At 67.7% G+C, this 13,869-nt stretch carries 15 protein-coding genes; 9 read left to right on the top strand and 6 right to left on the bottom strand.

What is annotated here, in order from left to right; genetic code table 11:
* Positions 1 to 53 precede the first annotated feature (53 nt).
* Complete coding sequence (locus tag AC07YH_RS06695; protein WP_494746215.1) at positions 54 to 491, bottom strand: acetyltransferase; 438 nt, start codon at positions 489 to 491, stop codon at positions 54 to 56.
* Between the two features lie 142 nt (positions 492 to 633).
* Between AC07YH_RS06695 and AC07YH_RS06690 the strand changes: the two genes are divergently transcribed.
* Positions 634 to 1,980 carry an alpha/beta hydrolase family protein gene (locus tag AC07YH_RS06690; protein ID WP_494746214.1) on the top strand — a complete coding sequence of 449 codons (1,347 nt, stop codon included), beginning with the start codon at positions 634 to 636 and terminating at the stop codon, positions 1,978 to 1,980.
* Positions 1,981 to 2,037: 57 nt separating this feature from the next.
* Here the strand turns inward: AC07YH_RS06690 and AC07YH_RS06685 are convergent, their stop codons facing one another.
* From AC07YH_RS06685 to AC07YH_RS06675, 3 genes are read right to left on the bottom strand one after another with little or no spacing between them, the layout of a single operon-like run.
* Positions 2,038 to 3,534: a phosphomannomutase/phosphoglucomutase gene (locus AC07YH_RS06685; RefSeq protein ID WP_494746213.1), complete on the bottom strand. Its 1,497-nt coding sequence runs from the start codon at positions 3,532 to 3,534 to the stop codon at positions 2,038 to 2,040.
* Positions 3,535 to 3,561: 27 nt separating this feature from the next.
* Positions 3,562 to 4,518: a KpsF/GutQ family sugar-phosphate isomerase gene (locus AC07YH_RS06680; protein ID WP_494746212.1), complete on the bottom strand. Its 957-nt coding sequence runs from the start codon at positions 4,516 to 4,518 to the stop codon at positions 3,562 to 3,564.
* Positions 4,515 to 4,766 carry a hypothetical protein gene (locus AC07YH_RS06675; RefSeq protein ID WP_494746329.1) on the bottom strand — a complete coding sequence of 84 codons (252 nt, stop codon included), beginning with the start codon at positions 4,764 to 4,766 and terminating at the stop codon, positions 4,515 to 4,517. Before AC07YH_RS06675 ends, AC07YH_RS06680 begins: the two co-directional genes overlap by 4 nt.
* Positions 4,767 to 4,918: 152 nt before the next feature.
* Here AC07YH_RS06675 and gpmA point away from each other — a divergent pair, with 152 nt between their 5' ends.
* The 3 genes from gpmA (at position 4,919) to AC07YH_RS06660 (ending at position 8,347) form a co-directional block, all read left to right on the top strand.
* Positions 4,919 to 5,632, top strand: a complete 714-nt coding sequence (gpmA, locus tag AC07YH_RS06670) for a 2,3-diphosphoglycerate-dependent phosphoglycerate mutase (protein ID WP_494746211.1) — start codon at positions 4,919 to 4,921, stop codon at positions 5,630 to 5,632.
* Positions 5,633 to 5,723: 91 nt separating this feature from the next.
* On the top strand, positions 5,724 to 6,983 hold the full coding sequence (locus tag AC07YH_RS06665) for a pentapeptide repeat-containing protein (RefSeq protein ID WP_494746210.1): 1,260 nt from the start codon (positions 5,724 to 5,726) through the stop codon (positions 6,981 to 6,983).
* A gap of 101 nt (positions 6,984 to 7,084) precedes the next feature.
* Positions 7,085 to 8,347, top strand: coding sequence for a pentapeptide repeat-containing protein (locus tag AC07YH_RS06660; RefSeq protein ID WP_494746209.1), 1,263 nt, complete (start codon positions 7,085 to 7,087; stop codon positions 8,345 to 8,347).
* Between the two features lie 78 nt (positions 8,348 to 8,425).
* Here the strand turns inward: AC07YH_RS06660 and AC07YH_RS06655 are convergent, their stop codons facing one another.
* Positions 8,426 to 8,887: an Hsp20 family protein gene (locus tag AC07YH_RS06655; RefSeq protein WP_492919905.1), complete on the bottom strand. Its 462-nt coding sequence runs from the start codon at positions 8,885 to 8,887 to the stop codon at positions 8,426 to 8,428.
* A gap of 234 nt (positions 8,888 to 9,121) precedes the next feature.
* Here AC07YH_RS06655 and AC07YH_RS06650 point away from each other — a divergent pair, with 234 nt between their 5' ends.
* The 5 genes from AC07YH_RS06650 (at position 9,122) to AC07YH_RS06630 (ending at position 12,940) form a co-directional block, all read left to right on the top strand.
* Positions 9,122 to 9,964, top strand: coding sequence for a class I SAM-dependent methyltransferase (locus AC07YH_RS06650; RefSeq protein ID WP_494746208.1), 843 nt, complete (start codon positions 9,122 to 9,124; stop codon positions 9,962 to 9,964).
* Between the two features lie 59 nt (positions 9,965 to 10,023).
* Positions 10,024 to 10,920 carry a class I SAM-dependent methyltransferase gene (locus tag AC07YH_RS06645; RefSeq protein WP_494746207.1) on the top strand — a complete coding sequence of 299 codons (897 nt, stop codon included), beginning with the start codon at positions 10,024 to 10,026 and terminating at the stop codon, positions 10,918 to 10,920.
* Positions 10,917 to 11,567: a DUF2987 domain-containing protein gene (locus tag AC07YH_RS06640; RefSeq protein ID WP_494746206.1), complete on the top strand. Its 651-nt coding sequence runs from the start codon at positions 10,917 to 10,919 to the stop codon at positions 11,565 to 11,567. Before AC07YH_RS06645 ends, AC07YH_RS06640 begins: the two co-directional genes overlap by 4 nt.
* Positions 11,568 to 11,657: 90 nt before the next feature.
* On the top strand, positions 11,658 to 11,966 hold the full coding sequence (locus AC07YH_RS06635) for an SCP2 sterol-binding domain-containing protein (protein WP_125158677.1): 309 nt from the start codon (positions 11,658 to 11,660) through the stop codon (positions 11,964 to 11,966).
* A gap of 5 nt (positions 11,967 to 11,971) precedes the next feature.
* Complete coding sequence (locus tag AC07YH_RS06630) at positions 11,972 to 12,940, top strand: alpha/beta fold hydrolase (protein WP_494746205.1); 969 nt, start codon at positions 11,972 to 11,974, stop codon at positions 12,938 to 12,940.
* A 70-nt stretch (positions 12,941 to 13,010) separates the two neighbouring features.
* Here AC07YH_RS06630 and hisN read toward each other — a convergent pair whose 3' ends face one another.
* On the bottom strand, positions 13,011 to 13,847 hold the full coding sequence (gene hisN / locus AC07YH_RS06625) for a histidinol-phosphatase (protein WP_494746204.1): 837 nt from the start codon (positions 13,845 to 13,847) through the stop codon (positions 13,011 to 13,013).
* Positions 13,848 to 13,869: the final 22 nt, after the last annotated feature.

The raw sequence follows: 13,869 nt of genomic DNA, 5'->3' as shown, positions 1-13,869 counted from the left end.
ACTCGCGTTGGACGCCGTGCAGCTAAGCCGAAATCGGCGCGCCGCCATAGTGATCAGGCGCCAAAGCGCAGATGGATCAGCGGATAGGGCCGGCCCTGGCCGTCGGTCGCCGACCAGCCGGCGCGCTCGAAGCCCATGTGCTCATAGAAGCCGACGGCCTGGCCGTTCTGCTCGTTGACGTCGGTGGTCAGCATCGGGTGAACGGCCAGGGCGTAGTCGATCATGATCGCGCCGACGCCTGCGCCGCGATGGGCGGGATCGATGAACAGCGCCTCCATGTGACCGTCGACGATCAGCATGAAGCCCAGCGGTCGGTCGCGGTCGTCCACGGCCAGGGTCATCGCGGCGTAGGGCAAAAAGCCTTCGACCTCGCGGCCGATCGCGACGCGGTCCTCGGGCGACAGGAAATCGTGCGTGGCGTCCACGGCGGCGGCCCAGATCTCGACGACGCGAGGGCCGTCTTCGAGGCGGGAAGGGCGGAGCTTGATCATGGGCGGGGTCTAGCCCGGGGACACGCCTCGCGCCAGATCGGCGCCGGTCGCGAAATATCGCTCGCCGGCGCCTCCAAAACCCCGCTTCGACGCCCCTAGTGGGTGAGGGCCTCTCCCGTGCGCCCGGTCGGGAAGTAAAAGCATGACGATGATGATGGCAGCTCTGCTTTCGGCGGCGCTGGTGGTTGGGCAGAGCGCGCCCACGCTGGACGCGGTGGTGAAGACCCGGCTCGACGCCGACCTGCAATGCCACCTGGGCGCCTACGCCCTGCCGGGCGGGCGCTATCTGACGATCACCGGCAGCCAGGGCCATCCGCGCAATCTGAGCTATGGGCGTTCGGAAGGTGGTCTTGGGCGGCTGGAGGCCAAGGCGGACGGTGGTTATGCCGCGACGGCGCCAAACGGTCCCAAGTTGCGCTTCGAGGCCTGCGCGTCGGGTGTGGTGCGGCTGGAGGAAGGCGGCGCGACGGTGGCCGGTCGTCAAATCCCCCTGGTCGTGCGCGAGACGCGGTTCCAGAACGGCGACGTCAGCCTGCGCGGCAAGCTCGTCCTACCGCCCGGCGGCAAGGCCAAGGCGCTGGCCGTCTGGATCGGCGGCTCCAACAACGATCCGGACACAGACGACGTGGCTTGGCAGTATGAGCTCGCGCGGCGGGGCGTCGGCGTTTTCGTCTACGACAAGCGCGGTACGGGCGGTTCGGGCGGCGAGCTCTCCTCCAACTTCGATGTCCGCGCCGCCGATACCGCGGCCGCTGTGGCCGAAGCGCGCCGTCTGGCCCCCAAGGTCGCCAAGGTCGGGGTGATCGGGGCCAGCCAGGGCGGCTGGGTCGCGCCCCTGACGGCGACCCTGACGCCGCTGGACTTCGTGGTTCCGGCCTTCGCCATGGCTGAGGGCGTTCCGGGCCAGGACAAGGCGGTGGTCGAAGCGCAGTTGCGAAACGCGGGCCAGGGCGAGGACGCCCAGCTCAAGGCGGCCGAGCTGGCCGCCGCCGCCGAGGTCGTGGTGCGCTCCAACTTCACGGAAGGCTATGACGCTCTCGAGGCGCTGAAGGCGAAATACCAGGGCGAGGCCTGGTACGCGGCGATCCAGCCACGCTCCTACACCGGCGTCTTGATGCACATCACGCCCGATCAGGCGCGGGCCGACGGGGCTCGATTGTCCCAGGGGCTGAGCTTCGACTACGAGCCGCGTCCGGTGATCGAGACGATCAAGTCGCGGCAGCTGTGGCTGCTGGGCGGCAGCGACCGCCAGGCTCCGAGCGCAGGCACCGTTCAAATCCTCCAGGAGGTCCAGCGCAAGCGCGCCGATCTCGACGTGGTGGTGTTCCCGGCCGCCGACCACGGCCTGACCGAGCGGTTCAAGGGACCGGGCGGCGAGACTTCTGCCTATTCGAAGGGGCTGTTCGACCTGCTGGCCAGCTGGATTCTGACGGGACGCCCGACGGCTCCGGACACGACGGCGACGGTCATACCCGGTCGCAAGTCCTAGAAACGAGAAGGGCCGGAGCATCGGCTCCGGCCCTCCATCCGGTCGGCGTGAGCCCGATCAGATTTCCTGATTATACTTGCCGACCCGATCGCCCAGGCGCGGCTTCACTTCCTGGCGGAAGAGGGCGCGCATGTCGTCCTCGGACTGGGTGCTCTCGACCACCACAACCACCTCGGGCTTGTTCGACGAGGCGCGGACCAGCACCCACGAGCCGTCTTCCAGGTGGACGCGTACGCCGTTGACGGTGATCACCTCGGTGATCTTGCGGCCCAGGATCGAACCGCCGGCGGCGAACAGGTCCTGGTATTCCTTCACCACGTCATCGACGACGCCGTACTTCAGCTCGTCGGCGCACTTGGGGCTCATGGTCAGCGAGGTGAAGGCGACGGGGAGGGCCTTGCGCATGTCCGACAGCTTCACGCCCGGATTGCGGTCCAGCATGGACAGGATGGCGGCCGCGGCGGTCAGGCCGCAGTCGTAGCCGTAGCCCAGCTCGCCGTTCATGAAGAAGTGGCCGCTCTTCTCGAAGCCGGCCAAGGCGCCCAGCTCGGCGCTCTTGCGCTTGATGTAGCTGTGGCCGGTCTTCCAGTAGACGACCTTGCAGCCGTACTGGGCCAGGATCGGGTCGGTAGCGTAGAGGCCCGTGGATTTCACATCGACCACGAAGGTCGCGCCCGGGTTCAGCGGCGCCAGGTCGCGGGCCAGCATCAGGCCGATCTTGTCGGCGAAGATCTCCTCGCCCTCGTCGTCCACGACGCCGCAGCGGTCGCCGTCGCCGTCGAAGCCGAAAGCCAGGTCGGCGCCGGTCTCACGCACGGTGTGCGCCATCGCGTGCAGCATCTCGGCGTCTTCCGGGTTGGGATTGTACTTCGGGAACGTGAAGTCGAGGTCGGTGTCCATCGGCACGACGTCGCTCACGCCCATCTTCCGCAGGGCCTCGACCACGAAGGCGCCGGCCGTGCCGTTGCCGCAGGCGGCCACGACCTTGAGCGGGCGGGTGATGCTGGCGCGCTTGGCGACATCGTCGATATAGCGCTGGGCCTGCCCTTGCACGCGGATCAGCTTGCCGCCGTCGCGCTCGACGAACTCAGCGCCCAGCACGATCGCCTTCAGGCGGCTCATCTCGTCGGGGCCGAAGGTCAGGGGCTTCTGGGCGCCCATCTTCACGCCGGTCCAGCCGTTCTCGTTATGGCTGGCGGTGACCATGGCCACGCACGGGATGTCGAGGTCGAACTGGGCGAAATAGGCGGTCGGCGACAAAGCGAGGCCGATGTCGTGGACTTCGCAGCCGGCGCTGATCAGGCCCAGGATCAGGGCGTTCTTGATCGAGGTCGAATAGGAGCGGAAGTCGTGGCCGACCACGATCTTCGACTGGCTCAGCTCATGGATGTAGGTCCCGAGACCCAGGCCCAGCGCCTGGACGCCCAGCAGGTTGATCTCGGGGCCGAACAGCCAGCGCGCGTCGTATTCGCGGAAGCCGGTCGCCTTGACCAGCGGCTCGTTTTCATAGGCGGCGGTATTGGCGACCAGATCGGCGCGCGGCGCGGAGAACATCGGAAGCTCGCTTTGACTCTGTAGGCTTTAGATCACGCCGGCGCGGAGCAGGTCGTGGACATGCAGCACGCCGACGGGGCGTCCGTCGTCGACCACGAACAGCACGGTGATCCGGCGCTCGTTCATGATCTTCAGGGCTTCGGCCGCCAGGGCGCCGGGAGCAATGGTCAGTGGGCCGAGGGTCATGACCTGGCCGGCGCTGTGCTGCAGAAGACCGTCCATATGTCGGCGCAGGTCGCCGTCGGTGATCAGGCCGATCAACCCGCCCGTGCCGTCGACCACACCGACCGCGCCGAAGCGCTTCTCGCTCATCACCAGCAGGGCGTCCGGCATGGGCGCGTCCAGCTGGACCAGCGGCAGCTCGTCGCCGCCGTGCATCAGGTCGGCGACCGTGCGCAGCATGGCCCCCAGCTTGCCGCCCGGATGGAAGACGCGGAAGTCGCTGGCCGTGAAGCCGCGCCGCTCCAGCAGGGCCACGGCCAGGGCGTCGCCCAACGCGATCTGCAGGGTCGTGGAGGTGGTCGGCGCATTGACCTCGGCCGTGCCTTCCGGCGCGTCGGGCAACAGCAGCAGGATGTCGGCGGCCTGGCCCAGCGGGCTGTCGGCCACCGCGGTCATGGCGATCAGCGGGATCGAGAAGCGCTTGGCGTAGGCCAGGGTGTCGGAAAGCTCGCGTCCCGCGCCCGACTTCGACAGCGCCAGGATGACGTCGTCGGGGCCGATCATGCCGAGATCGCCGTGGCTGGCCTCGGCCGGGTGGACGAACATGGCCGACGTGCCGGTCGAGGCCAGGGTGGCGGCGATCTTGCGCGCCACGTGGCCGGACTTGCCCATGCCGGTGCAGACGACCCGGCCCTTGGCGTCGAACACAGTCTCGACCGTGCGGACGAAGGTCTCGCCCAGCGACTCGGCCATGGTCTTCAGCGCGTCGGCCTCGATGTTCAGCACACGGCGGCCGACGGCGACGGCGTCGTAGCCGCTCATTGCGAGACCTGGGGCGGCGCCTCGGGAGGAGCCTGGGTCGGCATCTGGCCCACGGCCTCGACGGCCTTCTTGGCGGCCTCGTCGCGGCGGATGGCGGCGTCCTTTTCCTTCTGGATCCGGGCCTTCATCTCGGGCGTCTGCTGTACGGGCGTATGGCCGAACGGGCCCCAGGAGCGGTCGCCCTGGCCTTGCGGCCAGACGAGGGAGAGGGTGATCAGCGCGGCGGCGACCAGCCCCATCAGCGGCATGAAAATGCGATCAGGCATGGCTCGCCTATAGCATGCGTCGCGGCGTGGGGGAGGGGCGGCAATAAGGCAAAGGTCGGTTCGATGCTTGACGCTGGGGGCGTGGAGCCTTAGCCCGCGCTCATATCTCCCCGATCTGCGAAGGAAGCCGCCTGATGCCGACCCTCGTCCTGCTCCGCCACGGCCAGAGCCAGTGGAACCTGGAAAACCGCTTCACGGGCTGGGTCGATGTCGACCTGACCGCCGAGGGCGAGGCCCAAGCCAAGAAGGGCGGCGAGCTGATCAAGGCCGCCGGCATCCAGATCGACCACGCCTTCACCTCGGTCCAGACCCGCGCCATCCGCACCGGCAACCTGGCTTTGGATGCTGCTCAGCAGAGCTTCGTGCCGGTGACCAAGGACTGGCGCCTGAACGAGCGCCACTACGGCGGCCTGACCGGCCTGAACAAGGCCGAGACCGCCGAGAAGCACGGCGTCGAGCAGGTCACCATCTGGCGCCGCTCGTACGACATCCCGCCGCCGGAACTGGCCCCGGGCGGCGAGTACGACTTCAGCAAGGACCGTCGCTACAAGGGCGCGAACCTGCCCTCGACCGAGAGCCTGGCCACCACCCTGGTCCGCGTGCTGCCGTACTGGGAGAGCGACATCGCTCCGCACCTGAAGGCCGGCGAGACCCTGCTGATCGCCGCGCACGGCAATTCGCTGCGCGCCATCGTCAAGCACCTGTTCAACGTGCCGGACGACAAGATCGTCGGCGTCGAGATTCCGACGGGCAATCCGCTGGTCATCGAGCTGGACGCCGACCTGAAGCCGACCAGCGCGCGCTACCTTGACGAAAGCCGCGCCGAAGCTCTGCCTTCGGTGGACTAGCCTAAGGTCAAGCTTCGCGGAAGCCGTTGGAAACACGGCGTTAATTTTGGTCTGCGCATGGTGATCCCGTATCCGGGATTCCATGCCAGACATGAGCGCCGCCGCCACCACGACACAGGAGTACAAGCGTCTTACGCAGCACGACGTTGACGTCATCTGCGCTAAGCACGATCGCCTGTGGTCGGCCCGTCTGGGGGGCGCGCGCGCCGTATTCGCGTTCTGCGATCTGTCGGGCCTGGCGCTGCCGGGCCGCAATCTCTGCGACGCGGACTTCACCGGCGCGCTGATGGTCGGCTGCGACCTGCGCCGGACCAAGCTGGACAACGCCAACCTCTATGGCGCGGACATGCAGGGCGCGGACCTGACCGACGCGAGCCTGCGCCGCGCCGACCTGCGCGGCTCCAGCCTGCGCGGCGCCAACCTGACCGGCGCCGACATGTTCGAGGCCGACCTGCGCGAGGGCACGATCGCCGCCGCCGACCGCAAGGAAGGCTATCGCGTCATCGAGGCCGTCCAGCGCGACGCTTATGCCAAAGGAGCGAACCTGTCGGGCGCCAATCTGGAGCGCTCGCGGCTGTCGGGCATCGTCGCCACCAAGGCCGACTTCAGCGACGCGATCCTCAAGGACGCCAAGCTGGTCCGCGCCAACCTCAAGCAGGCCAATTTCAACGGGGCCAATCTGGCCGGCGCCGATCTGTCGGGCGCCAACCTGGCCGGGGCCGATCTGCGCAACACCGTGCTGGTCGGCGCCAAGACCATGTCGTGGAACATCAACGACACCAATCTGGACGGGGCCCTGACCGACAAGCCGTCGGGCACCAGCGTCTCGGACATGCCCTACGAGCAGATGATCGCCGACCACGCCAAGTGGATCGAGACCGGCGGCGCGGAGGGCAAGCCCTCGGTGTTCGACAAGGCCGATCTGCGTAACCTGCGCTCGATCCGCGGCTTCAACCTGACGGCCCTCTCGGCCAAGGGCGCGGTGTTCTACGGCCTCGACATGGAAGGCGCGCAGATGCAGGGCGCGCAGCTGGACGGGGCGGACATGCGGGCCTGCAACCTGCGCCGGGCCGACCTGCGCGGCGCGCGTCTGAAGGGGGCCAAGCTGACGGGCTCGGACCTGCGCGACGCCCAGCTGGGCCCGCTGCTGATCGCCGCCGACCGCGTGCTGCCGGTGGACCTGACGGGCGCCATCCTGGCCAATGCCGATCTTGCCCGCGCCGATCTTCGCCAGGCCCGCATGGCCGGCGCGGACGTGTCGCGCGCCAACTTCACCGGATCCAATCTCAAGGACATCGACCTGACCGGCGCGATCCGCCTGGCGGCGCGCGGCCTGGACGATGTGATTTGAGTACATTTCGCGACAAACGGACGCAGGCTTAACGGTTCGCTCGTCCCTCGCCGCTACAGTGCGCGTAACTCAAAAAAGAAACCTAACGGGGAACCATCGTTATGAACGCCGCGCAAAGCGTGGCCGGGCGTCGTCGCCTGAGCCAAGCCGAGCTCGACATGATCGTAACGGCGCACGAGAAATTCGTTACCGGCAAGCAGGGCGGCAAACGCGCCTCCCTACGCTTCGTGCAGCTGTCGGGCCTAGATCTGTCGTTTCGGAACCTGACGGACGCGGACTTCACCGCCTCCGTCCTCGAAGGCTGCCGCCTTGTCCGCACCAAGCTCGATCGCGCCAGCCTGTTCGGCTGTGACCTGCGAACCAGCGACATGCGACAAGCCTCGCTGGTGCGCGCCGACCTGCGCGGCGCCTGCCTGCGCGGCGCGAACCTGGCCCAGGCCGACCTGACCCAGGCCGACTTCCGCGAAGGCCAGGTCGCCATCCCACATCCCCGCAAGGGGCTGGACACCCTGCGCCACGAGACGCGCCAGGGCGAGGTGGACGAGGTCAACTTCTCGGGCGCCACCCTGGACGGCTCGCAGTTCGAGGGCGTCTCGGCGTTCAAGGCCGACTTCAGCGACTGCTCGCTGAGGGGCGCCAAGCTGTCGGGCGCGAACCTCAAGGAAGCCAACCTGGCCGGGGCCATCCTGGACGGCGCCGACGTGAAGGGGGCCAATCTCGAAGGGGCCAATTTCACGGGCGCGGTGATGACCGGCGTCGACACCTCGTCGGCCCGGGTCAGTGGCGCCAGCATGGCCGGCGTGCTGCAAGCCTCGACCCGCGAGGCCGTGGCCAAGGCCGAGGAACTCTACAAGCGCTGCCTCGACAACCAACGCTGGTGTCAGACCGGCGGCAAGGAAGGCTCACCCGCGCGTCTCGACGGCGAAGACCTGCGTCCGTTGGGCGACAGGCTCAAGGGCCTGCGCATGACGGCCATGAGCGCCAAGGGCGCTTGCCTGGTGGGGCTGGACCTGTCCGGCGTCCAGCTGCAGGGCGCGAACCTGCAGAACGCCGACCTGCGCGGCGCCAATCTGCGCGGCGCCGACCTGCGTGGGGCCCGTCTGACGGGCGCCAACCTGACCAAGGCCGATCTGCGCCAAGCGGTGCTGTCGCCGCTGCCGCTGGGTCCGGATCGCCAGACCCCGGCGAACCTACAAGCGGCCCGTTTGCGCTATGCCATGGCGCAATCGGCCGATCTCAGCGAGGCGGTGTTCGACGACGCCGACCTGCGCGGCGCGGACCTGACCGGCGCCCGCGTGGCCAAGACCAGCTTCCGCCAGGTGGACCTCACGCGGGTCCACGGCCTGGACCTCTCCGGGCGCTGAACATGAAAAAGGCGGCGTCTTACGACGCCGCCCAAGTTCAGAGGGGATTAGAGGGGAGACTTAAGGAGAGGCTGCCGGTTAGGCGGCCTTTTCGCCTTCGATCAGGGTCGAAGCCGCGGTCGTCTTGATCTCCACCGTGCGGGGCTTGAGGGCTTCCGGCAGTTCACGCTTCAGCGCGATCGACAGCAGGCCGTTCGACAGATCGGCGTCTTCGACGATCAGGTAGTCGGTCAGCTGGAACTTGCGCTCGAAATTGCGCTCGGCCAGGCCGCGATGCAGGTACTGCTTGGCGTCGCCGTCATTGGCCGCCTTGCGACCGGTCACGGTCAGCAGGTTTTCCTTCACCTCGACGGTCAGTTCTTCCGGCTTGAAACCGGCCACCGCGATCTCGATGCGGTAGTCGTTCTCGCCGGTGCGTTCGATGTTGTAGGGGGGATAGCCCGAGGCCGCTTCGGTGCGGGCGGCGGCGTCCAGCTGGTCGGCGAGGCGGTCGAAGCCGACGAGCGAGCGGTACAGGGGCGAAAGGTCGATCGTACGCATAGGTTCAGATCCTTCTTATCAAGCAAGGTCTTTGATGTTCGTCCCGTCGGCGACCCGAGTTCGGCATCGCCAGGTGGTCCGGAAGGCCCGGGTTTCCAGCGCCTTCGTGAAACTAGTTGGTGAGCGGATTTTCCGGTTCAAGGGGCGTCCAACTCGAAGAACGTGAATCGTTTGACGCATCGGTTCCCCCGGCTAAGGTCCCCGCACTTCCAACCCGTCGAAGGACACGACCCCATGCCGCTTCGCCGCCAAGTCCTGCTGCTCGCCGCCGCGCTGAGCCTTTCCACGACCGCCGCCTTCGCCGCGCCCGACGCGGCGCTGAAGGCCGCCGTCGCCTCGTCGACCCGCCCCGCCGGCGATGTCGCCCGCGACGGAGCGCGCCATCCCTATGACAGCCTGTCGTTCTGGGGCGTGAAGCCCAAGCAGACGATTATCGAGATCACGCCCGGCGGCGGCTACTGGACCGAAATCCTGGCCCCGTACGCCAAGGCCACGGGCGGCACGTACGTGGCCGCCGTCGCCGATCTGTCCAACCCGAAGATCTCGGAAGGAGCCAAGAAGGGCCGCGCCGACTTCGAGGCCCGCTTCGCCGACGCGGCCAAGTATGGCAAGCCGCAGTACGCCAATTTCGGCGCCGTCTCAGGCCCGCTGGGCGCGCCCGGCTCGGCAGACATCGTGTTGACCGCCCGCAACGTCCACAACTGGACGCAGGCGCCGGGCATGGCCGACAAGGTGTTCGCCGACTTCTTCGCCGTGCTGAAGCCGGGCGGCGTGCTGGCGATCGAGGATCACCGCGCCGACCCGCGCTCGGAAAAGGAAGCCGGCGCCGATGGCTATCTGAACACCGCCACGGTGGTCGCTCTGGCCGAGAAGGCCGGCTTCAAGCTGGACGCCAAGTCCGAGATCAACGCCAACCCCAAGGACACCAAGGACCATCCCTTCGGCGTCTGGACCCTGCCGCCCGTCAAGCGCACCGCGCCGGGCGGCCAGCCGGCCAATCCGAACTTCGACCGCGCCAAGTACGACGCGATCGGCGAGAGCGACCGCATGACCCTGCGCTTCAAGAAGCCGGCCTGAGTTTGACTGGCCCGACTTTGGTCAAGGTCGGCGCCTAGGCTGGTGTGCGTTACGGGGGAATGATGCTTCCAGCTCGGTATTGGTCGCGGCGAGGGGTCTTGGCGAGCGTTGGCGCGCTGGGCCTCTCGGCCTGCGGCAAGAAGAATGATCCAGCCAAGGCCGAGGCCAAGGCGGCGCAGAAGGCCGGGCCGGCGACCCTCGAGTCGGCCGTGGCTGGCGACTGGCGCCTGCCCGCCGACCGCGCCCGCGACCTGTGGCGCCATCCGGTCGAGACCCTGAAGTTCTGGGGCCTGCAACCCGGCCAGACCGTGGTCGAGTTCTGGCCCGGCGCGGGCTGGTACACCGACATCCTCGGGCCGTATCTGGCCGACACCCACGGCAAGCTCTACGAGGCCGAACTTCAGACCGATGACCCGTCGGATGCTTCCGCCGCCGAGATCGTCGAGGCTTACCGCCGCAAGCTGGCCGAGAAGAAAAAGATCTATGGCGAGGTGACCTTCACCGCCTTCGGACCGACCAGCGGCCCGGTGGCGCCGGCGGGCACGGCGGACTTGGTCCTGTTCCTGCGCAACCTGCACAACTGGATGGCCGGCGGCATCGCCGAGAAGGCCTTCAAGGACGCCCTGGCGGCGCTGAAGCCCGGCGGCGTCCTGGGCGTCGAGGAGCATCGCGGCGAGCCGGGCCGGGTGCAGGACGTGCTGGCCGCCGACGGCTATGTCCAGCAGGACTACGTGATCCAGATGGCCAAGGAGGCCGGCTTCGTCCTGGCCGGGTCCAGCGAGATCAACGCCAATCCCAAGGACACCAAGGATCATCCGTTCGGCGTCTGGACCTTGCCGCCGACGCGCCTTTCCGCCCCTCGTGGGGAGCCGGCCGAGCCCGGTTTCGACCACGCCAAATATGACGCCATCGGCGAAAGCGACCGCATGACCCTGAAGTTCGTGAAGCCCAAATGAAGCGTATCCTGATGCTGGCCGCCGCCCTGGCGGTAGTCTCCGCCACGCCTGCCTTGGCCGAGAAGACCGCGCCGGCCGACAAGGTCCTGCCGTACCTTGAGAAGTTCCTGAAGGTCCCACCCGCCGAGCGCTCGCGCGTCAAGCTGGCCTACGCGCTGCGCCATGAAGGCAAGCCGGCCGCGAACCTGAAGGTGACCCTGGTGGAGAAGAACGGGACGCGCACGCCGCTGCCGGTCAATGCCGACGGCTATTTCGAGCGCTTGCCGACCGCGGCCCAGATAGGCGGCGATCCGACCCTGGTCTTCGACGTCCCGCCGGACTGGAAGATGGGCACGGTCATGGACTTCGGCACGCAGCTGAAGCCGGCGACGGAGTACGACGTCCGCGACCTGGCGGCGACCATCGACGAGGCCAACGGCCTGATCGGCCGCCTTGCCGGCGTGGCCAGCTTCATGGCCCCGAAGATGTCCGGGATCACCTTCCTGAAGGCCGAAAGCGGGGTCGTGGTGTTTGCCGACGGGCATACGGCGCCGCTTCCGGAGGCGAAGGAGATGCCGTACTTCCGTCCCGACGATCACAAGGGCGCCGTGCGGGTAAAGTTGACAAAAACGCCGACTAAGGTCGCTTTCTATGTGGGGAAAAATTAGACCCTGGGTCGTCTGAACGGTGTTTACTTAACCGGACGGCCCGGTCTAGCTATCCGTAGTCGATACAACGCGCAGAGGGAGATCGCGCTCATGGCCACGCTTCAGGAAATCACCGATCGCATCAAGGGCGCCGTGGGCGACGACAGCGGTCTCGGCAAGAGCCTCAAGTTCGACCTGAAGGACGCTGGCGTCATCCACATCGATGGCGGCTCGGTCACCAACGAGGACAAGCCGGCCGACCTGACCATGACGCTGAGCCTGGACGACCTGCTGGCCATCGGCGCCGGCTCGCTGGACCCGACCATGGCGGTCATGACCGGCAAGCTGAAGCTGTCGGACATGGGCACGGCCATGGCCCTGCAGCCGAAGATGGGCGCCCTGTTCGCCAAGATGCGCTAAGCCGAATGGGAGAGGAACCGCGTCTCGTCTCGATTCCAGACGCTCCGGTTCCCGCCCAAGGTAAGGCTGAATGGTTTAGCGGCGCGGATGGGGCGACCCTCCGCGCCGCGACCTTTTTCCCGGAAGGCTCTCCCCGGGGTTCGGTGGTGCTCAGCCCCGGACGCAGCGAGCCGATCGAGAAGTATTTCGAGGTCGTCGAAGACCTTCTGAAGCGCGGTTTCGCCGTGTTGCTGCATGACTGGCGAGGGCAGGGGCTGTCGGCCCGCGGCCTGCCGGATCGCCTCAAGGGCCACGCCCGGGGCTTCAAGACCTTCGTCTCGGACTACACCGCGCTGCTCGACACGTTCGAGGCGCGGATGCCCAAGCCTTGGATCGCCATGGCCCACTCGATGGGCGGCTGCCTGACCATGCTGGCCCTGGCCCACGGTGAGTCGCGCTTTGCCGCCGCCGTGCTGTCCGCGCCGATGCTGGGCCTGAACACGGCCGGCGTACCGCCGTGGCTGGCCAAGCCTTTGGCCTGGACGATGTCGCGGGTCGGTAGGGCAGGCGACTACGTGTCCGCGCCCTACGACCCGCTGACCCAGACCTTCCAGGGCGATGGTCTGACCCATGACGAGACACGCTACGACCGCTACCAGAACCAGCTGAGGGCTGATCCGGAGATCGCACTGGGCGGCATGACCTGGGGCTGGGCGGATTTCGCCATCTCGGCCTGCGCCTGGCTGCGGGCCAGCAAGGGTGTCGAGAAGATCGCAATCCCGGTGACCATCGCCGGCGCCGAGCTCGATAACCGCGTGCTCAATGCCGACGCGGAGTCGATCGCCAAGCGTATCGCCAAGGGGCGCTATGTCGAGGTGCCCGGGGCCTTCCACGAAATCCTGGTCGAGACCGACGCCCGCCGCGCGATCTTCTGGCAGGCCTTCGACGAGACGGTCGATCCCGTCGCGCCGCACGGGCCTGCCGACTTTGGATGATCTCATCCAAAGTCGATAAGCAGGCTCGCCATCGCAAGTAAGAGCGTGATGGCTATCACGCTCTGGCCGCTTATTTCGCTGAACGCTTCAGACTGACCAGCGCCTCGTCCAGCGGACGGCGGTCGCCGGAGATGACCATCTGGCCGCCGTTCGGGCCGACGGGTTCGCCGCGCCAGTTGGTGACCAGGCCGCCGGCGCCTTCGATCAGGGGGATGGCGGCCTCGATGTCCCAGGACTTCAGGCCGGCCTCGATGACCATGTCCATCTTGCCCATGGCGACCATGGCGTAGGCGTAGGCGTCGCAGCCCAGGCGGGCCAGCTTGGACGCCGCGCGCACCTGCAGCCAGGCGCCGCGCTCGGCCCCGTCGAAGCAGGCGTCGGGATCGGTGGTGGCGATGACGGCGTCGGTCAGGTCGGCGCATTCGCGGACCTTGATCGCCGTCTCCTGGCCACGCGCCAGCAGGCGCGAGCCGCCGGCGTGGCCGATGAAGACCTCGCCGACATAGGGCTGGCCGATCGAGCCCAGCACGGGACGGCCCTGATGGCGCAGGCCGATCAGGGTGGTCCACAGCGGCAGGCCGGAAATGAAGGCGCGCGTGCCGTCGATCGGGTCCAGCACCCAGACGAACTCGGCGTCCGGGCGGTCCTCGCCATATTCCTCGCCGATCACGCCGTGCTCGGGATAGCGCTCCGAGATCAGCTTGCGGATCGCCGCTTCCGCGCCACGGTCGGCCTCCGTCACCGGATCGAACGCGGCGTGGCTGTCGCGCGGCAGGTTCTTGCCGGCCCCCTTGTCCTCGAGCCCATGGTCGGCCCGGAACAACGGCAGGATCACCTGCGCGGATGCGCGGTTCAGATCGATGATGAAGGCGTCGAGCGCCGCGAGCTGGTCAGCGGAGAGCGTCATGCGGCGGGGTTTAGCCTCCCCG

The organism is Caulobacter sp. GW456-12-1-14-TSB4 (assembly GCF_059424195.1).
The sequence above is the reverse complement of the archived record's forward strand: the minus strand, read 5'-3'. Positions and strand labels throughout refer to the sequence as shown.